The organism is Streptomyces sp. NPDC048295, assembly GCF_040652135.1.
GTDB lineage: Bacteria > Actinomycetota > Actinomycetes > Streptomycetales > Streptomycetaceae > Streptomyces.
The window spans coordinates 90,388-113,806 of record NZ_JBEZLL010000011.1; the positions used below are offsets into that span (position 1 = coordinate 90,388).

Sequence of the window (23,419 nt, forward strand, 5' to 3'; positions counted from 1 at the left end):
CGCGCAGCAGTGCCATCCCGCACCCTGGAGGAGAGCCACCGTGCCTCGTACCATCCGGGACGTCGTCTTCGTCGACGGCGTCCGCACCCCGTTCGGCAAAGCGGGCCCGAAGGGCATCTACCACGAGACCCGCGCCGACGATCTCGTCGTGAAGGCCATCCGGGAGCTGCTGCGCCGCAACCCGGACCTGGACCCCGCGCGGATCGACGAGGTCGCCATCGCCGCGACCACGCAGATCGGCGACCAGGGCCTGACGCTGGGCCGTACCGCCGGAATCCTGGCCGGGCTGCCCCAGTCCGTCCCCGGCTACTCCATCGACCGCATGTGCGCGGGCGCCCTGACCGCCGTCACCTCGACGGCCGGCTCCATCGCCTTCGGCGCGTACGACGTCGTCGTCGCCGGTGGTGTCGAGCACATGGGCCGCCACCCCATGGGCGAGGGCGTCGATCCGAACCCGCGCTTCGTCTCGGAGAAGCTGGTCGACGAGTCCGCCCTGTTCATGGGCATGACCGCGGAGAACCTGCACGACCGGTACCCGCAGATCACCAAGGACCGTGCCGACGCGTACGCGGTCCGCTCGCAGGAGAAGGCCGCCAAGGCGTACGCCAACGGCAAGATCCAGCAGGACCTGGTGCCGATCTCGGTGCGCCGCACCAACGCCGAAGCCGGCGAGACCGGCTGGGGCCTGGTCACCGCCGACGAGCCGATGCGCCCGGGTACGACCATGGAGTCGCTCGCGGGTCTGAAGACCCCGTTCCGTGCCCACGGCCGGGTCACCGCCGGCAACGCGGCCGGTCTCAACGACGGCGCCACCGCCTCCCTGCTCGCCGCCGAGGACGTCGCCCGGGAGCTGGGCCTCCCGGTCAAGATGCGCCTGGTCTCGTACGCCTTCGCGGGCGTCGAGCCGGAGGTCATGGGCTACGGTCCGATCCCGTCGACCGAGAAGGCCCTGGCCAAGGCCGGTCTGACCATCGACGACATCGGTCTGTTCGAGATCAACGAGGCGTTCGCCGTCCAGGTGCTCGCCTTCCTGGAGCACTACGGCATCGCCGACGACGACACGCGCGTCAACCAGTACGGCGGCGCCATCGCCTACGGCCACCCGCTCGCCTCCTCCGGTGTACGTCTGATGACGCAGCTGGCCCGCCAGTTCGAGGAGCAGCCGGAGGTCCGCTACGGCCTGACGACGATGTGCGTCGGCTTCGGCATGGGCGCCTCGGTCATCTGGGAGAACCCGAACTTCAACGGAGGCAGCAAGTGAGCTCCACCACTGAGCTTCTGAAGGGTGCGGCCGAGCTGTTCCCCGGCGAGGTCGTCACCCAGGCGCACGTACGCCACCTGGACCTTCCGGCCGGTGCGGGCCGCTTCGCCCTCATCACGCTGGACAACGGCCTGGACCACACCAAGCCGACCACCTTCGGACCGCAGTCGCTGGCGAACCTGAACGCCGCCGTCGACCAGGTCGAGAAGGAGGCCGCCGAGGGTGCGATCACCGGTATCGGCATCACCGGCAAGCCGTTCATCTTCGCGGTCGGCGCCGACCTCAAGGGCGTCGAGCTGCTGAAGAACCACGACGACGCGCTGGCCATCGGCAAGGGCGGCCACGACGTCTTCCGCCGCCTGTCCGGCCTCGCGGTCCCGACGTTCGCGTACTACAACGGCGCGGCGATGGGCGGCGGTGTCGAGGTCGGTCTGCACTGCTCGTACCGCACCGTCTCCAAGGCGCTGCCCGCCTTCTCGCTGCCCGAGGTCTTCCTCGGTCTGGTCCCGGGCTGGGGCGGCTGCGCGCTGCTTCCCAACCTGATCGGTGCCGACCGCGCGGTCTCGGTCATCATCGAGAACTCGCTGAACCAGAACCGTCAGCTCAAGGGCAAGCAGGTCTTCGAGCTCGGGATCGCGGACGCGCTCTTCGAGGGCGCGGACTTCCTGGAGCAGTCGCTGATCTGGACCGCGAACGTGCTGAACGGCACGGTCGTGGTCGAGCGTCCCGAGGTCGACCGCGGTGACGCCTGGGACCAGGCCGTCGCGCGGGGCAAGGCCATCGCCGACTCCAAGGTGCACGGTGCCGCCCCGGCCGCCTACCGCGCGCTGGAGATCATCGCCGCGGCGAAGAACGGCGACCTGGGCGCCGGCTTCGACGCCGAGGACCAGGCCCTCGCGGACCTGATCATGGGCGGCGAGCTGCGCTCGGGGATCTACTCCTTCAACCTGGTCCAGAAGCGCGCCAAGCGCCCGGCCGGTGCCCCGGACAAGAACCTGGCCCGCCCGGTCACCAAGGTCGGCGTCGTCGGTGCCGGTCTGATGGCCTCCCAGCTGGCCCTGCTGTTCCTGCGCCGCCTGGAGGTGCCGGTCGTGCTGACCGACATCGACCAGGAGCGCGTCGACAAGGGTGTGGGCTACGTCCACGCCGAGATCGAGAAGCTGCTCGGCAAGGGCCGCATCAACCAGGACAAGGCCAACCGCCTCAAGGCCCTGGTCTCCGGTGTGCTGGACAAGGCGGAGGGCTTTTCCGACGCCGACTTCATCATCGAGGCCGTCTTCGAGGAGATCGGCGTCAAGCAGCAGGTGTTCGCGGAGGTCGAGGCGGTCGCCCCGGCGCACACGATCCTCGCCACCAACACCTCGTCCCTCTCGGTCACCGAGATGGCGTCGAAGCTGACCCACCCCGAGCGGGTCGTCGGCTTCCACTTCTTCAACCCGGTCGCGATCCTGCCGCTGCTGGAGATCGTCCGCGGCGAGCGGACCGACGACGCCTCGCTGGCCACCGCGTTCGGTGTGGCGCGGAAGCTGAAGAAGACCGCGGTGCTGGTGAAGGACGCCCCGGCGTTCGTCGTCAACCGCATCCTCACCCGCTTCATGGGCGAGATCCAGAACGTCATCGACGAGGGCACCCCGGTCGAGGTCGCCGAGAAGGCCATCGAGCCGCTCGGCCTGCCGATGTCCCCGCTGGTGCTGCTGGAGCTGGTCGGCCCGGCCATCGGCCTGCATGTCTCCGAGACCCTGAACCGCGCCTTCCCGGACCGGTTCACCGTCTCGGAGAACCTCGCGGCGGTCGTCAAGGCCGGCAAGCGCGGCTTCTACGTCTACGACTCCGGCAAGCCGGAGCTGGACCCGGAGGTCGCCGCTCTTCTCAAGCAGGGCGATGTCGTCCTGTCCGAGGAGCAGGTCCGTGACCGGGTCCTGGACGCGGTCGCGCAGGAGATCGGTCTGATGCTGGACGAGGGCGTCGTCGCCGAGGCCCAGGACATCGACCTGTGCCTGATCACCGGCGCGGGCTGGCCCTTCCACCTGGGCGGCATCACGCCGTACCTGGACCGTGAGGGCGTCTCGGAGCGGGTGAACGGCAAGAAGTTCCTCGCGCAGGGCGTGGCGAGCGTTCCGGCGTAACGCCAGGCCGGTATCGCCGAGCGGGCCGTACGGGGAGCTTCCCGTACGGCCCGTTCGGTGTGCCGCCCCACCCGCGCCTGTCCGGCCGTCAGCGCGCCACGACGACCAGTGCGTCGGCCACCGCGCGTTCCCGTACCGGGGCTCCCTCCGCGCTCCTGGGCCGGTTGCGGAGCCGTCCGTTCACCACCATCGTGGTGGAGCCTCCGCCGTCGAGGTTGAGAGCCTCCCGTGCACCCAGGGAGCGCAGGATCTCCGCCGCTTCCCGCAGGGTGACGCCCGCGCTGTCGGGGCCGCGGCCGTCGAAGACCGCGAGGAGGAGCGTGCCGTCCGCCTTGACGGCGGCGACCGTGCGGGGCCGGCGCTCGGTCGACGTGTCGCCGGTGAAGCCGTTGGCCGCGGCGTTGATCCATGTCTCCCCGCCGCGCAGCAGCGCGGGGCCCGCGCCCAGCACCGAGACTCCCGGTGCCAGGATGCTCCGCCCGCTCCCGTCCGTCACACGCGTCCGCCGGACGAACGGCGGCCCCTGACGGGCGTGTTCCCGCAGCCAGTCGGCGCCCTCCCCGATCCCGGTGAGGGTGGAGCCGCTTCGCGGGATCCCGCCGCCGGCGGGGCTGCGGAGGCCTGTCACCCGCCCGTCGTGGTCGAGCACGGCCTCCACGCTGCCGGGTGCGCCGGGGGGTGAATGTGCGCCCCAGTCGGGCGTGAAGGCGACGATCTCGCTGTCGTCCAGGCAGAGTTGATTGTGCCGGGGCCGCTGCTCCGGCAGCCCCGTACCGGCCAGCCGGTCCCCGCCGGTGCCCCCGCAGCCGACGATTCTGCCCGGCACCCGGTCGACCCCGTCCAGCTCACGCACGGCCCCGTCCGGCGCGGTCAGCCGTATCCCGGAACGCACTTCGCCGATGCGGGGCCGGCCTCCGGCGCCGGGCAGGATCAGCGCGGTCCGGCCGTTCGCCGCCTCGCTGAGCAGCCGGCCCTCGACCACCAGGATGCCCAGCGGGTCTCCTGGATAGCCGCTGAAGACCGGGGAGCCGGCGATGTCGAAGAAGGAGCCGTTCACCGCGGCCACGGCCCGTTCGCGCCGCGCCGTCCGGCGGACGGTCTCGGTGGTCGCGAGATGGTCGCCGACGACCGGCTTCACCGTGACACGGGCGGACGGGCGGACGCTCACCACGCCGATGGAGACCCGCGCTCCGTCCGCCAGCCGGCGGGTGATCCACTCCTCCGCCACCCCGCACGGCAGTCCCTGCCCGCACTCCCCGGCCGGCCGGGCCGGGCGCGGCAGGTCGTCGCGCCCGGCGGGAGCGTGTCCGGTGCAGCCGGTGGCCGTGGCCGCGATGGCCAGCAGGACCGCGCACCACCGCACGAGGTGTCCCCGGTACGGCCTCATGTTCCCGGTGCCCGGCCTCCGAGCACTCCGGGTGTCTCGCCGAGGTCTCCGACGTGGACCGTCACCCGGCCGGGGACCAGGTGGCCGGCGCCGGCGTCGAGCACGTAGTCGAACCAGTCGTAGCCCAGATGGCCGGAGAACGGCTGGTACGTCACCGCGCCGTCCGCCCCGACACTCGTCACCCCGTGCCGGGCGGGTCCGACACCGACCAGCCGGACGTCCTCGCCCATCCCGGCGGTGAGACCGGTCAGCACACCGCGGTACCCGGGCACCACCGTCATGCTCCGGCCCTGCGGAGGCAGCGGGGCGATGCGGAATCCATGGTTCTTCAGGGAGAACGTGGTGGAGGTCAGACTCTTTCCGCCGTCGGCGATGATGCCCGCGCGCAGGACGGGGACGAGGAAGGCGTCGGGGGCGACGTGCCGGTTCACCCGGAGCGAGAACCTGGCGACGCGCTCGACTCCGGGGCCGGTCGATGTCGCGTACCGGTCGCCGGACGGCAGCAGGCTCATTCCGGCCATGTTCTCGATGGTGGCGACCGAGTCGAACGAGTCGGCCATGAGGTAGCCGTAGTAGCGGGTGCCCTCGCCCTGCGGGGTGAGGATCCACTCGAAGTCGATCCGGCGGCCGGGCTCGACGGGCAGCCGGGGGTCCGCGGTGGACCGGAGCTCCATGTGCGCCACGATCGAGGGATTGTCCTGCTGGACGCTGCGCATCCCGGTGAGGGTGAAAGTACTCATGATCGTCCGGCTCTCAGTTCGAACCCAGTGTGCGTGACCTGGTCAGCTCGGCGTGTGTCTCCTCGTCGAGCCAGGTCACCCACTCCGGGGGAAAGTCCGCCCGGTGGAGGTCGACGGCCCAGTGCGGTGGCACGATCCGCTGTTCCGCCAGCGCGTGGGCGACATAGCGCGCGCACGCGATGGCCCCCTCCGGCGTCATGTGACCGGGGTCGTGGAAACCCTCCGGGTAGTTCGGGTGCTCCTGCGGTTCGAGGTGGATGAAGAAGGGACGTACGCCCTCCGGACCCAGCCCCTCCCACCAGCTGTGGCTCCGTTCGTAGAGGTCGATGTACGGGACGCTGCACTCGGCCGCGAGGTCGCGCATCGCCATCGGGTACTCCGTGATGCTCCTCGGCATGTTGCCGTGCACATCGTGGGTGTCCCGTTCGGGCGGGCTGATCAGCACCGGATGGGCCTGGCGCTCGCGCGCGCCGTCGATGAACTTCCGCAGGTGGCGGGGGAAGTCGCCGTACGCCTCCGTGCGCAGCCACTCCTCCGGCTTGGCGTCGTTGATGCCGAAGGACGTGAGCAGATGGTCCCCGGGGCGGATGTGCCGGAGGATCCAGTCGAGCCTGCCCCGCTCGCTGAAGGTGCGGGCGCTCGCCCCGGCCCGTGCGCAGTTGACGATCTCCACCTCCCGCGGGTCGAGGAAGAAGTGGAGCACCTGGCCCCAGCCCGTCATGGGCGCCTTGCCCGCTTCCCGCGTCACCGCGGCGGAGTCACCCGCGAGGAAGATCCGGCGGGGCCCGCCCTGTCCGGGATTCCGGTCAGACAGCACGGTCCCACCCGTCCTCGTACGTCCCCCGGTCCGCCGCGGGCACGGCCGTCCGGCCGGCGTCCCGCGTCCCGTCGTCCGGGTACATGCGGACGGCGGGCAGTGCGGCGACGGGCCCCGAGGGGCCGAGATCGGCGGCGCTCGCCGTGCCCAGGGCGTCGATCGCCTCGTAGACCCGCTCGCAGTTGCCCCCGCCGCGGTGCGCGAAGAACTGTTCCGCGCGCTCGCGGTAGGGGCTCTCGACGGTGAAGTTCCCGGCCATCGAGGCGATGATCTCGTCGACGGCCTGGTCCACCGTGCGGCAGACCGGGCCGAAGCCGTGCTCCGTCAGATCGAAGTAGCCCCGCTTGTAGTGGCGTCCGTAGAAGTCCTCCTCGTCGAAGGGCACATGGACGAGCGGGATCCCCATGTAGGCCACGTCGAAGAAGACGGACGAGTAGTCCGTGACCATGAGGGAGCACTCCTTCATGGCTTCCTGGACATTGCGCGTCGCGGGGTCGGCGACCTCGATCGCCGGGGAGTCGATCCGGAAGTTGTGCAGGTAGGGCCGGATCTCGTAGTGCGGGAAGAACTCCAGGTCGACGCCGTGGTGTTCCAGGGCCGCCACGAGCCTGCGGTCGGAGAGCAGCGACCGGTAGAATCGGAAGTACTCGGACTGGGTGAAGGCCGTCTTGGCCGGGCCCGCGGACTTCTTGTAGGAGGCCGTGACGATCCACTGCCGCCAGGTCGGCATGAGCAGGATCCGCGGACGCTTCCCCGGCTCGCGCCGCAGCGCGTCGAACCTGGGCAGGCCCGCCAGCACCGCGCGGTCGCCGAAGCCGGCCTCACGCGCCAGGTAGGCGCGTTCCTGACGGCCCGTGGTCACGATCATGTCGTAACTGGTGATCCGCTGGTCCACGCCCGAGGTCACGTCGTTGTAGATGATTCCGTGCTGCAGGAAGACCCGCTGGTACTTCAGCAGCTCACCGAACCGGTGCAGGAAGAGCACCTTCCGGTAGCCCTCGGGCAGCAGGTACGACTCGGAGTCGTACGAGCCGATCAGCTTGGTCGCATGCAGCAGATACATCCGGTGCTTGAAGGAACCGAGCTTGATCACCCTGCCGTAGGGGGCGACCTTCTTGTAGTCGGGCGAGTTCCCGTCGATGACGTAGTACGCCTTGCGCCGCTTGCGGTGTGTCCGCATCCACTTGAAGAAGTGGTACGAGTTGTCCTGGGCCGTGTCCGACCGCTCGCCGATGAGCCAGATCTCACGGCGGTCGAGGAACGGATGGACGAGCCAGTAGGCGAGGCGCATCCGCCAGCCCGGGTTGCGGGTCTTGAGAATGCGGATCTCGCGGGACATCCGCCACAGGAGGTGCTTCGCCCGCGCGCCGGCCTTCCGGTCGACGAGGCGCAGGTGCAGCGCGTCCTGGCCCCCGATGGTCAGCATGTAGCGGTAACCGGCGATCCGGCCGGGGCCCTTCAGCCGGTGCAGCGGGAGGCGGGCCTTCATGACGATGTTGCGCTGCCGCGAACCGTCCTCGCGGTGCACCCGGAGCCGGAAGTCGCCGACCCCGAATCCGCTGCGTGCCAGGTCCGCGACCGGGATCTCCGCGTACCAGCCGGCGTAGAGGTCGCGGCCGTTGCGGGTGTTCCACAGGTCGCGGCGGGCGACCTGGCGCAGCGGCACGACGATCTTGGCGTGGGCGGTCTGGTAGACGAACTCCAGCGGGTTCTCCATGGGGCCGCTGATGTTCATGCCGGGGAAGGCCAGGCAGCCCTCGACGACCAGCACATCGCCCCGGGTACGGACCGATTCGACGACGACGTTGGGGTCGTTGACGCGGGCGGTGCGGGTGTTCCGGGTGCCTCCCGGGAAGGTCCGGTGGAAGCCGTCGTCGTCGATCTCCAGTGCCAGCGGGGCGTTCTCCAGCGCCGGTTCCGGGTTGCAGAAGAGCTCGAAGTTCCCGCTCTTCGCCGCGTAGTGGTCGAGCTGCTGGGCGGGGTTGGTGGCGTATTCGAGGATGACCTCGTCGGGTATCTGCGCGTAGTGGCGGCAGATGTCCGGGAACATCTCCTCCAGCTGTGTCCGGCCCATGACGTTGCGGGCGTTGCACAGGAAGCCCTTGTAGGTACGGGTCACATAGCGCTGGAACATGTGCCGGACCTCGGCCCGCTCGGTGGCGGTGTGGTCCAGCAGGAAGTGGTTGAGCCGCAGGTGGTCCCGGTAGTTCGCCGGCTTGCTCCACAGCGAGTCCATGATGGAGGACCCGTCGGGGCGCCCGCGGTAGTAGTACACCGGGCGGTCGACCAGGCTGATGGCGTTGGCCCGCAGCATGCTCGGCAGCGTGACCCAGGAGTCCTCGAAGTGGACTCCCTCGCCGAAGCGGACCCCGAGCCTGCGCAGCAGTTGCGTGCTGAACAGCTTGTTGCACGCGGATCCGCTGAAGATCAGATCGGGTACGGAGGCGAAGTCGTCGATGAGGCGGTCGCCCTGGCCGAAGTACTGCTTCCAGGGGCCGTAGGGCCGGTCGGGGAAGTTCACCAGGTCGCCCACGACCAGCTCGGAACCGTCCCGCCAGGCCGACTGGAGCATGTGCGACAGGGCCCGTTCGCCGAGGATGTCGTCGGAGTCGAGGAAGGTCACATACGGTGCGGTGACCCGGTCCAGGCCGTTGTTCCGGGCGTTCCCGAGTCCGCCGTTGGTCTGGTGGACGACCGTGACGTTGGCGTAGTACTGCGCGAAGTCGTCGAGGATCCGGGGTGTCTCGTCGGTGGCGCCGTCGTCCACCAGGATGACCTGGGTGGCGGCGAAGCCCTCCTGGGCCGCGATCGAGCCGAGGCAGTCGTCCAGATACTTGGCCACGTTGTAGCAGGGCACGACGACGGCCATCTCGAAGGGGTGGTCGAGGCGGGATATCGGCGGGTGGAGCAGGTTGCGCCACCACATCCACGGCGCGTCGGGGTCGTTCTGCGCGGACTCGAAGGTCCTGCGGCCCGCCGTCGCCGCCCTCAGGGCGAGGTTGCCGCTGATCGTGCGGTAGCCCTCCAGCTCCTCCCCGTTCGTGAAGAAGTGCAGCCCGGAGAGTTCCACGTCCCGCACATTGAGCGGGGAACGGGACCTGGCCCGGTTCCACTCGACGACGACCGATACGTTCCAGACCGTGCTGTCGGAGAATTCTTCGCCGAGGACGGAGGGCAGGTCGACGGTTCCCCCGAAGCCGACGAACCGTTCGCCGACCTCGACGCCGTCGATCGGGGCCGTGACGTCCTTCTTCGTGTGACGGTTGCGTACGGCCAGGGTCAACTTGAGATCGTGCCCGGGTTCGATCCGCCCGAAGCGGTTGACCAGCCTGCCCTCGAAGCGGAGCTTCCCGTCGGCCACGGACCACTCGTCGAGCTGGGCGAAGAGCGGCTCCTGGGCGAGCTTGGCCGCCGAGAGGCCGAGTTCCGTCACATCGAGCATGCGCCGGGCGTCCGGCAGGTGAAGATGGTCGCCCGACCAGTAGACCCGCCCGTCCTCCTCCACGAGGAAGGAGGACAGCACGCTCTTGCGCTGCACGTAGTCGAGCGTGGTGAGCGCCGCCTCGATCTCCTGGTACATGACGAGGTAGGCCCTGACCCGGTCGACCGGGTCGCACAGCTCGAAGGCCTCGTCGCTGAGGGAGAAGAGGTAGTTGCTCGCGATCTCGGCGAATCCCTGCTGGAACTCCGGGTCGCCCTCCGCGAGCGCCCGCATGTACAGGCGCAGGTCGTGTGCGAGGAACTTCGAGTCCTTGCGGACCTTGAGCTGCCACAGGCCTCGGTCGAGCAGGAAGGCGTCCGTGGCCCGGTGCACCGCGACCCGGTCGTTGATGGAGCGCAGCTCGCCCGTCCGGCCGGTGATCGATCCGCCCTCGGGCTCCCACATCCAGCGGTAGACGGGGTCGGTGATGACGGTGATCCCGTCGGCGAGGCAGCCCGCCACCGTGGAGAAGTAGGTGTCCTCGTAGAAGACCCCCTCGGGGAACCAGACCCCGCCCGCCCGGAGGAAGTCCACCCGGTACAGCTTGGCCGCCGCGATCGGGTCGGCGAGCATCAGCGGGAACTCCGCCAGACCGGGCACGGTGCGCGCCAGCGCGTACACCTCGGGGGCCCAGCCCTCGCTCTCGCCGGTGGCCCGGTTGACCCGGACGGCCTTGCCCGCGGTGATGTCGCTGCCGCTCTCCAGCGCCCCGGCCAGCAGCAGCTCGCAGGCGCGGGGCGGAAGCTCGTCGTCGGCGTCGAGGAACATCACGTACCGGCCGGCGGCCTGCGCGATGCCCAGGTTCCGGGGCGCACCGACGCCGCCGCTGTTGGTGGGCCGGCGGAGCACGCGGACACGGTGGTTGTTCCCGGCGAAGTTCTTCACGACGTCGAGGGTGTTGTCCGTGGAGGCGTCGTCGACGACGACGACCTCGACCAGCTCGTACGTCTGGTTGACGGCGGACTGGAGTGCCTTGCCGATCGTCGTGGCCGCGTTGTACGCGGGGATGACCACCGTGACCCAGACGTCGGGTGTGTCCTGCTCGTGGTTCATCCGACGCCCTCTCGGTCTCCCGGGTATCCGTGGGTGGGCGGCACGCCATAGGGGGTGTACACCTGCGGCCGGTCCGGTGCCGGGTGGTCGTGCCCCTGGGGCCCCGGCGGCCGGTACATCTGCGTCGGCTGCTCCGGGGCCGGCGGAACCTGCGCCCCGTACGCGGGGTAGGGCTCGGGGTAGGGCTGGAATCCGGGGTCCTCGTAGGGCGGCGGTGCCTGGAACGCCGGGTCGGCGAGCGGGTCGCCCTGCACACCGCGGCGGTGCCTGCCCCGGTGGAGGTGGGGGGCGATGGAGCCCGCGCCGGACGGGGTCTGCGACAGCTCGGCCATCACCTGGGTGAAGTCGCGGGTGGAGAGCCAGAACTTGTACATGATGATCAGCTCGAAGATCCCCAGCAGGACCGCGGAGACCACCGTGGTCAGGAGGATCCGGCCGATCAGCGGTCCCACGATGAAGACGAACATCTGGAACTCGATGCCGCTGATGAGGTGCGGCCTGATACGGCTGCGCAGCAGCGCCTGGCGCACCCGGAGGTACCAGGGGAACCGGTGGCGGAACTGGGCGTGCAGGTCGACCACCTGGCCGGTGCCCGCCTGTTCCTTGAGCAGCTCCGCCTCGGCCTCGGGGTTCTCCCGCAGCAGGTCCTCCATGAACCGGATCTGCTGTGCCTCGGGCTCCGCCTGGTTCTCGTCGGCGGCCAGGCGTTCCGCCTCACGGCGCTCCTGGGTGACCTTCTCGATCTTCGTCCGCATCGACATGCGCATCTTGTAGATCTGAAGGGCGTCGACGTACCGGAGCATGTCGAGGAAGACGACCATCAGAGCGGCGAGCAGAAACCTTTCGTCACCGTTGCGCAGGTACTGCCCGCCCATCAGGGCGAGGGCACAGAAGAGCACCCTGATGCGGTCGAAGACGTAGTCGAGCCAGCCACCGAAGACGGTGCCGTTGCCCTTGAGCCTCGCGAGCTTTCCGTCGATGCAGTCGAGGATGAAGCTCAGGTGGTAGAGCGCCGCCCCGATGATCAGGGACTGCATGTCGCCCTTGAGGAAGAACCCGGCGGAACCGAGCCCGACGAACAGCGCCGCCCACGTCACACGGTTGGGCGTGATGAAGTTGAACCGCGCCATCACGATGAGCATCCGCGTGGCCACGGGGTCGACCAGGATCACCGTCCACCACGCATCACGCTTCTTGCAGGTGAGCTTCTGGACGGCACGCAAGGACAGCTTGGCCATAACCCCTCAGTCACGAGAACGACAGCGGCAGGCCCCCGTCCATCCATACACGGTCGAGGGATATCCGAATGTTCACGAGACTCCCCCGAACCCTTCACATTGAAGATTCACAGACTTTATCAAAACCTAAACAGGTTTTGGCCAACCTCGTGGCCAAAAAGATCATCAAGGGCGACAGGTGGTCACACTGTGTACCAGTGAGCGAACTCGAACCCGCCGGAAGGTGACTCTCGGTGAGAGAGTGCCAGCTGTGATCCGGCTGTGAGCGCCGCCAAAGTAACGGTCCCCATACGATCCCGGACAACTGCGGGCATCACCATCGAATCCGCGGGGACCTCGTTCCACCACACGCCCGCGTCCGCCCGGCCCTCGGCATGCATCCCCACCGCGCAGGCTCCCCCGGGGCCGGACCGGAGCAGCAGGGAGTACGCCCAGCCGTCCACCTCGACACCCCGGACGCCGGTGACGGGGCCCGCTCCCTCCGCGCCGCCGAGCGGCACCGGGCCCGTGGCTCCCGGCCACCAGACGCAGGGCTCGCCGGTCCTCAGGTCACGGACGAGAACCGTTCCGGGCTCCGGCCCGGCCGCCATCGATCCCGGGCAGGGCGCGAGGGGCACCGACCGGTCCTCGGTCCACGCGCCGTCGGGCCCCGAGCGGTGCCAGCGCAGCACCGCGGCGGAGTCCCGGGCCCGGGCGAAGAGCTCGACCTGACCGCCGGCCGTGGTCACGGCGACGAGTTCGTCGGCGACGCGGACGCCCCGCAGGTGCTGCCACGGAGTCCAGACGCCGTCGGCCCCCTGGTGCCGGTAGCTCACGCTGTGGCCGAAGTTGCGTACGAAGACGAAGAGGCCGCCCTCGCCGTCGAACGCGGCAGCCGGGAAGCCGACCTCCCGGCTGCGGTACCGGTTTCCGGGGTTCGGGCTGCCCAGCGAGTGCCACGGGGTGAGCGGGTGGCCGGTGCGGTACTGGGTGGCCCGCACCACCGCGATGTCGTCGCCGCCGTCCTTGAGCGGGGTCCGGCGCAACGCGAAGAGATGCGGGAAGCCGTGCGCGTCCCGGACCACCCGGAGGCCGGGCATCAGCCGCGGACCTGGCAGGAGTTCCGGCCCCTGCCAGGCGGTACCCCCCGGTTCGCGCTGCGTCCATCGCACGACGCCCGCCGCGGAGGGCAGGAAGGCGGTGAGCCTGCCGTCGAATCCCTCGGCCAGCCAGTGCGCCGGGTACGGGTAGCGCGGTTGCGGGGCGGTGCCGGTCCGTCCGTCCGCACCGGCTCGGTGGCAGTCGACGAAGACCGGGGTCCCCGACTCCAGCTGCAGTTCGCGGGCCGCGGTCAGCGCGGCGAGCGCGGCGGCGGCGTGCTCGGCCGGCTCGTCGTGCACGGGAACGTCGTGTTCGTCGTCGTACGAGACATGCGCCGGATCGGGGTCCGCCAGGCGCACCCGCTGCGGGCGCAGTGCGCGCAGCTCCCGGAGCAGTGCGTCGCCGCCGTCCTGCGTACCGATGGTGCGCGGGGAGCCCGCGACCTCGCAGCCGCGCCGTCCGGCGTCGGCGAGGGCGCGGTCCAGTGCCGCCCGTCCGTCCTTGCCGTCCTCCTCGACGCACAGGACGGTGAGCTCGGCACCGGCGCCCTCCGCCGCGACGAGCGCCACCGCCTCGCGGTGGCGTGCGGCGACGATCGTCACGCGCTGCGTCGGACTCGTGGCGCTCATACCCGGCTCCAGTCGCCGAGGGTGAGCCCCTGGCCTTCCTCCTGGCGCACGACGGCCAGCCCGCCATCGGCGCCGACGACCGCGACGACCGCTCTTCCGTGGCCGTCGGCAGCCAGCGCCGGATCTCCGGCGCAGCTCATCCCGGTACCGGTCCACCAGAATCCGGCCTGCTCGCTCCCGGTCGCGCAGACACCGAGGTTGACCGTCCCGTCGGCCCCGCGGACCGCGAGCACCGTGCAGTCGAAGCCGTCCACCGTCGTCCGGACCGCGGCGATGCGGCCGTCCCCGGGGTTGCCCCCCAGCGGCAGCGGCCAGCTGCCCTCCCGGACCGCGACGGCACCGGAGCCCCCTGCGTCGGTCAGGTAGTAGGTCAGCCGTCCCGGGGCGGTCTCCAGCGCGGTCACCGATCCGGGCAGGGGAGCCACGGCCGCGTCGTATCCGCGCACCAGGGCGCCGCCCGGCTCCTCCTGCCGGAGCTGGAGCGCGGCGGTACGGGTGGGGACCAGGACCTCCACCCGGCCGGACGAGGTCGCCGCGGGCGCCGGCCCGTCGGTGGTGCCGGAGACCTGGAGCTGCGCCCACGCCTCCCACCGGCCCCGCTTGTCCTCGCGGCGCAGGGCCACTCCGCCCGGTCCGGTCGGGACACAGACGTACAGCGCGCCGTCGCTCGCGACGGCGGCTGCCGGGGCACCGATCTCGACCGCCCTGTCGATCTCCTTGAACGGATTGCCCAGCGAGCGCCACTGCGTCATCGGGCGGCCCGTCTGGTACTGGGTGGCGTACATGATGTCCACGTTCGTCCAGCCGTCGGCCCGCGCCCGGACGCGGCGCCCCAGCAGATGGGCGTAACGATTCTGCCCTTGCACCACGGTGAGCCGGTCGATGCCCTTCGCGGGCAGGACCTCCGGCCCCGTCCACTGCCGGCCCCCGGGGGCCGACTCGGTCCATCGCAGCACGGCACCGTCGATGTGGACGTACGCGGTCAGCCTGCCGTCATGTCCGGTCAGCAGCCAGGGACCGCCCAGGACATGGGAGAGCCGCCCGGACTCCTCCGCCGCGGGCTCGCTCCGCTGCTTCGCTTCACGTAGGGAGGCGCTGCTCATCGCCGTTCGTCACCCTCCCCGGTGAGCAGGCCCGTGCAGGTCACGGGCGCTGGATCGAGACATCATAAACAAGCCATGGCAGGCTCAGGTCGAGGCGGTAGCGGCTGCGGGACGACGCGCCGCGGGGTGCCTGAGGCACCAGCCCTCCCACGCCGAGGCGACCATCTCGCGCGCGTCGTGCCGCGCGGACCAGCCCAGCTCGGTACGGATCCGGTCGGCCGAGGCGACGACCCTCGCCGGGTCGCCGGCCCTGCGCGGCGCCGACACCGGAGCCGAATCGGCCCCGTACCCCGTCACCTCACCGATCAGTTCGATCATCTCGCGCACCGAGACGCCCTCGCCCCGGCCGATGTTGACGGTCAGGTCGGTGCCCGGCTCCCGGCCGAGGAGCGCCCGCGCCGCGGCGAGGTGTGCCGAGGCGATGTCGTCGACATGGATGAAGTCGCGTACGCAGGTGCCGTCCGCGGTGTCGTAGTCGTCACCGAAGACCACCGGGGCCGCTCCCCGGGTCAGCTTCTCGAAGACCATGGGCACCAGGTTGGAGACGCCCGTGTCGGCGAGGGCCGGTGCGGCCGCGCCGGCGACGTTGAAGTACCGCATCGAGGCGGTGGCGATGCCGTGCGCCTTCCCCGCGGCGCGCACCATCCACTCGCCCGCCAGCTTGGTCTCGCCGTAGGGGTTGATCGGGGCGCACGGAGTCGTCTCCGTCACCACCCGTACGTCGGGCATTCCATAGACCGCCGCCGACGAGGAGAAGAGAAACGCCCGCACCTCGCTGCCGGCCACGGCCTCCAGCAGGGTCTGCAGTCCCTGCACGTTCTCCCGGTAGTAGAACAGCGGGCGCTCGACGGACTCCGCGACCTGCTTCTTCGCGGCGAGATGGACCACACCCCGCACCGGCAGCTCCGCCAGGGTGCTGCGCAGCAGGGCCGCGTCGAGCGTCGATCCCTGGATGAACGGGACATCCGCGGGCACCCGCGAGCGGTCGCCCGTCGAGAGATCGTCGTACACGACGACCGGCTCACCGGCCTCGCGCATAGCGCGGACGACGTGCGCCCCGATGAAGCCCGCCCCACCCGTGATCAACCAAGTCATGAACGAATAGTAGTTCGAGCGGCGCAGATCATGATTCCGGGGACCAAAACACCCATTCGCACGATCCTCTGTTCTATAGTGCACGCTCAGTCATGCACGCACGGACCGGCCACACCCCCCACCCGAGTCCCACGCACTCCACAGCCCACCTCGGGCCACGAGATTTGAGGACTCGACCAGGATGACCCACGACGCCATGACGCAGGGCACGCACGACGGTCGTCCGGCCTCCGGCGGCGGACGGAAGGGGCGGGGAGCCCCTCGCAAGCGCCGCCGCGGCCTCAAGATCACCCTGAGCGTCCTGCTCGTCCTGCTGCTCGCCGCCGGCGGCACCGTCTACTGGCTCTACAGCCGCCTCGACGGGAACATCACGGGCGTGGACATCGACAAGGCGCTCGGCGAGGACCGCCCCGAGAAGCTGCCGACCAGCGGTCAGAACCTGCTGGTGCTCGGATCCGACTCGCGGGCCGGTGCCGAGAACAAGGAGCTGGGCGGCGGCGGTGACGTCAGCGGCGCCCGGTCCGACACCGCGATGGTGGTGCACATTCCCGAGGGCCGGTCCAGGGCGGTCGCCGTGTCCATACCCCGTGACACCCTGGTGACCCGGCCCGAGTGCGCCAAGGCCGACGGCTCCACGGTGCCGTCGGCGAACCGTGTGATGTTCAACTCCGTCTACTCGCAGGTCGGTCCGGCCTGTGTGGTCAAGACCGTCGAGAAGATGTCCAAGGTCCGGATCGACCACTACCTGGAGATCAACTTCGCCGGGTTCAAGGATCTGGTGGACGCCATCGGGGGCGTCACGGTCGATGTTCCGCAGGACATCCACGACAAGTCGTCCGGCCTCGACCTCACCAAGGGCCCGCACAAGCTCGACGGCACCGAGTCGCTCGCGTACGTCCGCACCCGTCACGGCATCGGGGACGGCAGCGACCTCGGCCGGATCGGGCTTCAGCAGCAGTTCCTCCTCGCCCTGCTGAGCGAGGTCAAGTCGCAGGACCTGCTGGGCAGTCCGACCAAGTCCTACAAGATCGCCAACTCGGCCACCAAGTCGCTGACCACCGACGCGGGACTCGCCTCGCTCACCTCGCTCGCGGAGTTCGCCCGGTCGATGAACGGCGTGGACCCGGGCACCATGGAAACGATCATGCTGCCGGTGGCGTACGACAAGCAGGACCCCAACCGCGTGGTGGCGGCCCAGCCGCAGGCCGACGACCTCTGGAAGGCCATCCGCAAGGACGGCACGATCCCGGAGTCCGCGAAGAAGTCCCCCGCCACCGGCGGCTGACGGGGCAGAAGGAACGGCCGGTACGCCGAGTCTCCGTCGGTCCTCGACGGAGACTCGGCGTACGGACGGAACTACGGGCGGCCGACGGGCTCGTTGATCCGGCTGTGTCCGCGCCCGTAGGCGAAGTAGACGACCACGCCGATGGCCATCCAGATGCCGAAACGCAGCCAGGTCTCCGCGGGAAGGTTGAGCATCAGCCACACCGACGCGGCCACCGAGAGGACCGGGATCACCGGTACCCAAGGGGTGCGGAAGGCGCGGTGGAGTTCGGGGCGGGTACGGCGCAGCACCAGCACACCCAGGGCGACCACGACGAACGCGAAGAGTGTGCCGATGTTCACCAGCGTCGCCAGCTCGTTGATGCTGGTGAAACCGGCGACGATCGCGATGATCACGCCGAGCAGGACGGTCGGGCGGTACGGGGTGCCGAACTTCGGGTGCGTCTTGGAGAAGAACCGCGGCAGCAGTCCGTCCCGGCTCATCGCGAAGAAGACCCGGGTCTGCCCCAGCAGCAAGATCAGACAGACGGTGGTGAGGCCGATAGCGGCTCCGAAGCTGATGAGCCCGGCGTAGACGGGATGGCCGACGGCCTTGAAGGCGTCGGCCAGCGGGGCCTCCACCGACAGCCCCGTGTAGTGCTGCATGCCGGTGACCACCAGCGATACGGCGACATAGAGCACGGTGCAGATGAAGAGCGAGGCGAGGATGCCACGTGGCATGTCACGTTGCGGAAGCTTCGTCTCCTCGGCCGCGGTGGCCACCACGTCGAAGCCGATGAAGGCGAAGAAGACGACGGAGGCGGCGGTGAAGATGCCCATGACGCCGAAGTTGGTGGGCGCGTAACCGAACATCAGCTGGACCAGCGGCGCCGTCAGCCCGGAGCCCGCGGGCTGCGGCTGCGCCTCGGGGATGAACGGCGAGTAGTTGGCGGCCTTCACGAAGAACAGCCCCGCGATGATCACGATCAGCACCACCGCGACCTTGATGGCGACCACGACGGTCGTGACCCGGGCGGACAGCTTCATGCCGAGCACCAGCACCACGGTCAGGACGAGCACCAGGGCGAAGGCCAGGATGTCGAAGCCGAAACCTTTCGCCGCATCCGTTCCGGAGAGTGCGTCGGGCATGTGCCAGCCGAAGTTGTCCAGCAGGGAGCGGACGTAACCGGACCAGCCGACCGCCACCACCGCCGTGCCCAGTGCGAATTCCAGTACCAGGTCCCAGCCGATGATCCAGGCGACCAGTTCGCCGAGCGAGGCGTACGCGAACGTGTAGGCGGAGCCGGCGACCGGGACGGTGGAGGCGAACTCGGCGTAGCAGAGCGCCGCCAGCGCGCAGACGACGCCGGCGACCACGAAGGCGAGGGCGGTGGCGGGGCCCGCCGTCTCCTTGGCCACCTTGCCGGTGAGGACGAAGATGCCGGTGCCGATGATGACGCCCACTCCGAAGACCGTGAGGTCCAGGGCGGAGAGGGACTTCTTGAGCGCGTGCTCCGGCTCCTCGGTGTCGCGGATGGACTGCTCGACCGTCTTGGTCCGGAACAGTCCGTCGCTGCTGGGTGGTGTGTCCTGCTGGGCAGTCACCGGCGTACCTCCACGCACTCGTCGTGTACGCCATGATTTGGGACCGCATCGGCGACGCAGGGCTCCGCAGCGGACGATCTCACGCGAATGGGCCGGTCGGACCACCCGTACAGGGTGACTCGACCGGCCCATCGGCCGTATCGGTGCGCGCTCTCGCGCGGCGGGCGTGTCAGTCGCGGGCGGGCTCGATCACCGAGCGGGTGTCGGCGCCGTTCCCGAAGCGGCCGTCCAGCTTGGCCACGAGGCCGGTGACCTGGCGGGCGATGTCCGGCGCCGTCAGCCCGATCTCGGCCATGACCTCCTTGCGGGAGGCGTGGTCGAGGAAGCGCGGCGGGATGCCGAAGTCGCGCAGGGGTACGTCGACCCCCGCGTCGCGCAGGGCCTGGGAGACGGCGGAGCCGACACCGCCGGCCCGGCTGTTGTCCTCGACGGTGACGACGACCCGGTGCTGCTCGGCGAGCGGGGCCATGGCCTCGTCGACCGGCTTGACCCAGCGCGGGTCGACGACGGTCGTCGAGATGCCCTGGGCCTCCAGCAGCTCGGCGATCTCCAGACACATCGGGGCGAGCGCGCCGACGGAGACCAGGAGGACGTCCGGCCGGGTGGTGCCGGGCTCGCGCAGCACGTCCATGCCGCCGACCCGGCCGACGGCCTTGACCGCCGGGCCGACCGCGCCCTTGGAGAAGCGGACCACGGTCGGTGCGTCGTCGACCTCGACGGCCTCGCGGAGCTGGGCGCGGACCTGGTCGGCGTCGCGCGGGGCGGCGATCCGGAGCGTGGGCACGCACTGGAGGATCGACATGTCCCACATGCCGTTGTGCGAGGCGCCGTCGGTGCCGGTGACCCCGGCCCGGTCCAGGACGAACGTCACACCGCACTTGTGCAGCGCGACGTCCATCAGCACCTGGTCGAAGGCGCGGTTGAGGAAGGTGGCGTACACCGCGAAGACGGGATGCAGTCCGCCGGTGGCGAGGCCGGCCGCGGAGACCGCGCCGTGCTGCTCGGCGATGCCGACGTCGTAGATCCGGTCCGGGAACGCCTTCTCGAACTTGGTCAGGCCGACCGGCTGGAGCATGGCCGCGGTGATCGCGACGATGTCCTCGCGCTCCTTGCCGAGCTTGACCATCTCCTCGCCGAAGACGGACGTCCAGTCGAGGCCCGAGGTGGCGACCGGGAGGCCGGTGTCGGGGTGGATCTTGCCGACGGCGTGGAAGCGGTCGGCCTCGTCGAGCAGGGCGGGGGTGTAGCCGCGGCCCTTCTCGGTGAGGCAGTGCACGATGACGGGGCCGCCGAAGCGCTTGGCGCGCTGCAGCGCGGACTCCAGGGCCTCGATGTCGTGACCGTCGATCGGGCCGACGTACTTCAGGCCGAGGTCCTCGAACATGCCCTGCGGGGCGATGAAGTCCTTCAGCCCCTTCTTGGCCCCGTGCAGCGTCTCGTACAGCGGCTTCCCGACGACGGGGGTGCGCTCCAGGAGGTCCTTGCCGCGGGCCAGGAAACGCTCGTAGCCGTCGGTGGTGCGCAGCGTCGCGAGGTGGTTGGCGAGGCCGCCGATGGTCGGCGCGTACGAGCGCTCGTTGTCGTTGACGACGATGACGAGCGGGCGGTCCTTGGCGGCCGCGATGTTGTTCAGCGCCTCCCAGGCCATGCCGCCGGTGAGCGCGCCGTCACCGATGACCGCGACGACGTGGTCGTCCTTGCCCAGCACCTCGTTGGCCTTGGCGAGGCCGTCGGCCCAGCCGAGCACCGTGGAGGCGTGCGAGTTCTCGATGATGTCGTGCTCGGACTCGGCACGGGAGGGGTATCCGGAGAGACCGCCCTTGCTCTTCAGCTTCGAGAAGTCCTGCCGGCCGGTGAGGAGCTTGTGCACATAGCTCTGGTGACCGGTGTCGAACAGCACCTTGTCCTTCGGCGAGTCGAAGACCCGGTGCAGGGCGATGGTGAGTTCGACCACACCCAGGTTGGGGCCGAGGTGGCCGCCGGTCTTCGATACGGCGTCGACGAGGAAGGTCCGGATCTCTTCGGCGAGCTGGTCCAGCTGCTCGGGAGTGAGCCGGTCCAGGTCACGCGGTCCACCGATGCGGGTCAGCAGAGCCACCCGTGCCTCCTTGCGTCTTGAGCTGGTCGAGCATGCCGATCCGATGAGTCTAATGTTCCGCTCGTCCTCCCGGGCATCGGGCATGGAATGTGCTGTCCCACCCCGTGCCCGGCACCCGGTTCGGGGCGCCGGGCACTTCACCGTGCGGCGTGGTGGTTACGCGCGGCCCGCCGTCTTCTGGGTGCGGCGGGAGACCGAGTCGATGACCACGGCGGCCAGCAGCACCGCGCCGGTGATCATGTACTGGATGGCGTTGGCCATGCCGATCATGTTCAGTCCCTGCTGGATCGACTGGATCACGATCATGCCGAGCAGCGCGGACCAGACCTTGCCCCGGCCGCCGAAGAGGCTGGTGCCGCCGATGACGGCGGCCGCGATGACCAGCATCAGCGTGTTTCCGCCGCCGACGCTCTTGGTGGCACCGCCGGAGAGGCTCGCGATGAAGAGTCCGCCGAAGGCGCCCAGCATTCCGGAGAGCGCGAAGACGGTGATCCGGATCCGGTCGACGTTGATACCGGCGCGGCGCGCGGCCTCCGGGTTGCCGCCGACCGCGAAGACCTGGCGGCCGAAGGTGGTCCGGCGGGCCACGAAGTCCGCGACGACCAGCACGGCGAGGAAGAGCACCAGGGCCAGCGGCAGACCGCGGGCGCCGGAGGGCTCGTTGAGGACGTACGCGACGGCGAAGCAGAGGATCGCGACGATGCCCGTGCGGAGCAGCACCTCGGTGGTGGGACGGGCGGGCAGGCCCGCGGCCCCGCGGCGCCGGCTGTCCATCAGGAGCGAGGCGGCGTAGGCGAGGACGGCGACCAGCGCGACACCGTAGGCGACGGCCTTGTCCTCGAAGAAGTAGTTGGTGAGGTTCTCGACGATGCTGCCGGACGGCGTGTTGATCGAGCCCTCACCGCCCATCATCCACTCCTGCAGACCGCTCCAGCCGAGGAAACCGGCCAGGGTGACGACGAAGGCCGGCACCCCGATCTTGGCGAAGAAGAAGCCGTGCAGCGCGCCGAGCACCATGCCGGAGAGCACCGCGACGAGCACCGCCGACCAGTCGTTCCAGCCGTGGTTGACGTTGAGCACGGCCCAGACGGCCGCGCCGACACCGGCGACCGAGCCGACGGACAGGTCGATCTCGCCGAGCAGCAGCACGAAGACGATGCCGACCGCCATGATGCCGAGGCCGGAGCTGTAGACGGCGACGTTGGCGATGGAGCTGGCGGAGAGGAAGTTGCTGTTCTGGAACTGGAAGACGATCGCGATGACGATCAGGCCGACCAGGACCGGCAGAGAGCCGAGCTCGCCGCCGCGCACCTTGCGGGTGAACTCGGACCAGTAGCCCTTGAAGCCCTCCTCGCGGACGAGCAGGCGCGGGTCCACCGCGGGGGCGGGGGCCGCGGACGGCTCGGCGGCGGGCGTCGCCGCGTCGGGCTTGTCGACGGCGGTTTCGGAGGTGCCGGCTTCGGGGGTGCCGGTCTCGGGGGTCTTGGCGAGGTCGCTCACTTCGCGTCCTCCTTCGTGGCTGTGCGGGCCTGACGGCGCGTGACGGCGTTGTCCGTGGCACCGGTGATCGCGGAGATGATCTCCTCGTGGGACGTGGTCGCCATGTCGAAGACTCCGTTGTTGCGGCCCAGCCGCAGCACCGCCACCTTGTCGGCGACGGCGCGCACGTCGGCCATGTTGTGGCTGATGAGGATGACGCCGTGGCCGCGCTCGCGCAGCCGCTCGACGAGGTCGAGGACCTGGGCGGTCTGCTCGACGCCGAGGGCGGCGGTCGGCTCGTCGAGGATGACGACCTTGGGGTCACCGATCAGGGCGCGGGCGATGGCCACGACCTGGCGCTGACCGCCGGAGAGCGAGGCGACCGGGATACGGACGCTGGGTATCCGGATGGACAGGGTGTCGAGCAGTTCCTTGGCGCGCTTCTCCATCCCGATCTCGTCGAGCACGGAGGCCTTGCGCAGTTCGCTGCCGAGGAAGAGGTTGGCGACCACATCGAGGTTGTCGCAGAGCGCCAAGTCCTGGTAGACGGTGGCGACTCCGAGTTCCTGGGCGTCGTTCGGCCGGTTGATGCGGACCGGTTCGCCCTCCCACTCGATGGCGCCTTCGTCGATCGGGTGGACACCCGAAATGGTCTTGACGAGGGTCGACTTGCCGGCGCCGTTGTCGCCGACCAGGGCGACCACTTCGCCGGAGCGAATCTCCAGGTCCACATCGGTGAGCGCCTGGACGGCGCCGAACCGCTTGGAGATTCCGCGCAACGCCAGCACGGGCGTAGCGGACACGTGAATCATCTCCTTCGCCGCCTGACCGGCGGGGATGGTGCTGCTGAGCACAGGGGGCGGAGCCGGCCGCCGGGCCACCGGAGTGACCGGGGGCTCCGGGAATGCCCTCGACGGGCCGTCGCCGGGGGCGAGGACGCGCCGAAGACCGGAGCCGTGGGGGT

General features: G+C 70.0%; 15 protein-coding genes. 3 read left to right on the top strand and 12 right to left on the bottom strand.

What is annotated here, in order from left to right; genetic code table 11:
• Positions 1-40 precede the first annotated feature (40 nt).
• Together AB0D53_RS18480 and AB0D53_RS18485 are read left to right on the top strand one after the other, a co-directional pair.
• On the top strand, positions 41-1,261 hold the full coding sequence (locus AB0D53_RS18480) for an acetyl-CoA C-acyltransferase (protein WP_362447334.1): 1,221 nt from the start codon (positions 41-43) through the stop codon (positions 1,259-1,261).
• Complete coding sequence (locus tag AB0D53_RS18485; RefSeq protein WP_362447337.1) at positions 1,258-3,387, top strand: 3-hydroxyacyl-CoA dehydrogenase NAD-binding domain-containing protein; 2,130 nt, start codon at positions 1,258-1,260, stop codon at positions 3,385-3,387. Before AB0D53_RS18480 ends, AB0D53_RS18485 begins: the two co-directional genes overlap by 4 nt.
• 88 nt (positions 3,388-3,475) lie before the next feature.
• Here AB0D53_RS18485 and AB0D53_RS18490 read toward each other — a convergent pair whose 3' ends face one another.
• From AB0D53_RS18490 to galE, 8 genes are all read right to left on the bottom strand, one after another.
• A complete protein-coding gene (locus AB0D53_RS18490) occupies positions 3,476-4,750 on the bottom strand; it encodes a phosphodiester glycosidase family protein (RefSeq protein ID WP_362447340.1) in 1,275 nt (424 codons plus the stop codon).
• A gap of 20 nt (positions 4,751-4,770) precedes the next feature.
• Positions 4,771-5,514, bottom strand: a complete 744-nt coding sequence (locus tag AB0D53_RS18495; protein ID WP_362447343.1) for an Ig-like domain-containing protein — start codon at positions 5,512-5,514, stop codon at positions 4,771-4,773.
• 13 nt (positions 5,515-5,527) lie between these two features.
• Positions 5,528-6,331: a rhamnogalacturonan acetylesterase gene (locus AB0D53_RS18500; protein WP_362447346.1), complete on the bottom strand. Its 804-nt coding sequence runs from the start codon at positions 6,329-6,331 to the stop codon at positions 5,528-5,530.
• Positions 6,321-10,865: a glycosyltransferase gene (locus tag AB0D53_RS18505; protein WP_362447349.1), complete on the bottom strand. Its 4,545-nt coding sequence runs from the start codon at positions 10,863-10,865 to the stop codon at positions 6,321-6,323. The genes AB0D53_RS18500 and AB0D53_RS18505 overlap by 11 nt, the downstream gene beginning before the upstream one ends.
• Complete coding sequence (locus AB0D53_RS18510) at positions 10,862-12,103, bottom strand: CDP-alcohol phosphatidyltransferase family protein (RefSeq protein ID WP_362447352.1); 1,242 nt, start codon at positions 12,101-12,103, stop codon at positions 10,862-10,864. Before AB0D53_RS18510 ends, AB0D53_RS18505 begins: the two co-directional genes overlap by 4 nt.
• 182 nt (positions 12,104-12,285) lie before the next feature.
• A complete protein-coding gene (locus tag AB0D53_RS18515) occupies positions 12,286-13,812 on the bottom strand; it encodes a hypothetical protein (RefSeq protein ID WP_362447355.1) in 1,527 nt (508 codons plus the stop codon).
• A complete protein-coding gene (locus AB0D53_RS18520; protein WP_362447358.1) occupies positions 13,809-14,915 on the bottom strand; it encodes a hypothetical protein in 1,107 nt (368 codons plus the stop codon). The genes AB0D53_RS18515 and AB0D53_RS18520 overlap by 4 nt, the downstream gene beginning before the upstream one ends.
• 84 nt (positions 14,916-14,999) lie before the next feature.
• On the bottom strand, positions 15,000-16,010 hold the full coding sequence (gene galE, locus AB0D53_RS18525; RefSeq protein ID WP_362447361.1) for a UDP-glucose 4-epimerase GalE: 1,011 nt from the start codon (positions 16,008-16,010) through the stop codon (positions 15,000-15,002).
• A 181-nt stretch (positions 16,011-16,191) separates the two neighbouring features.
• Between galE and AB0D53_RS18530 the strand changes: the two genes are divergently transcribed.
• The gene (locus AB0D53_RS18530) at positions 16,192-17,295 is read left to right on the top strand and encodes an LCP family protein (RefSeq protein ID WP_362447364.1); all 1,104 of its coding nucleotides are present in this window, start codon (positions 16,192-16,194) and stop codon (positions 17,293-17,295) included.
• Positions 17,296-17,366: 71 nt separating this feature from the next.
• Here the strand turns inward: AB0D53_RS18530 and AB0D53_RS18535 are convergent, their stop codons facing one another.
• From AB0D53_RS18535 to AB0D53_RS18550, 4 genes are all read right to left on the bottom strand, one after another.
• Positions 17,367-18,878, bottom strand: a complete 1,512-nt coding sequence (locus AB0D53_RS18535; protein ID WP_362447367.1) for an amino acid permease — start codon at positions 18,876-18,878, stop codon at positions 17,367-17,369.
• Positions 18,879-19,047: 169 nt separating this feature from the next.
• Positions 19,048-20,976, bottom strand: a complete 1,929-nt coding sequence (dxs, locus tag AB0D53_RS18540) for a 1-deoxy-D-xylulose-5-phosphate synthase (protein ID WP_362447370.1) — start codon at positions 20,974-20,976, stop codon at positions 19,048-19,050.
• 156 nt (positions 20,977-21,132) lie between these two features.
• Positions 21,133-22,476: a sugar ABC transporter permease gene (locus tag AB0D53_RS18545; RefSeq protein ID WP_362447373.1), complete on the bottom strand. Its 1,344-nt coding sequence runs from the start codon at positions 22,474-22,476 to the stop codon at positions 21,133-21,135.
• Positions 22,473-23,267 (bottom strand): ATP-binding cassette domain-containing protein, encoded by a 795-nt coding sequence (locus AB0D53_RS18550; RefSeq protein WP_329819577.1) that lies wholly within the window; start codon positions 23,265-23,267, stop codon positions 22,473-22,475. Before AB0D53_RS18550 ends, AB0D53_RS18545 begins: the two co-directional genes overlap by 4 nt.
• Between the last annotated feature and the right edge of the window lie 152 nt (positions 23,268-23,419).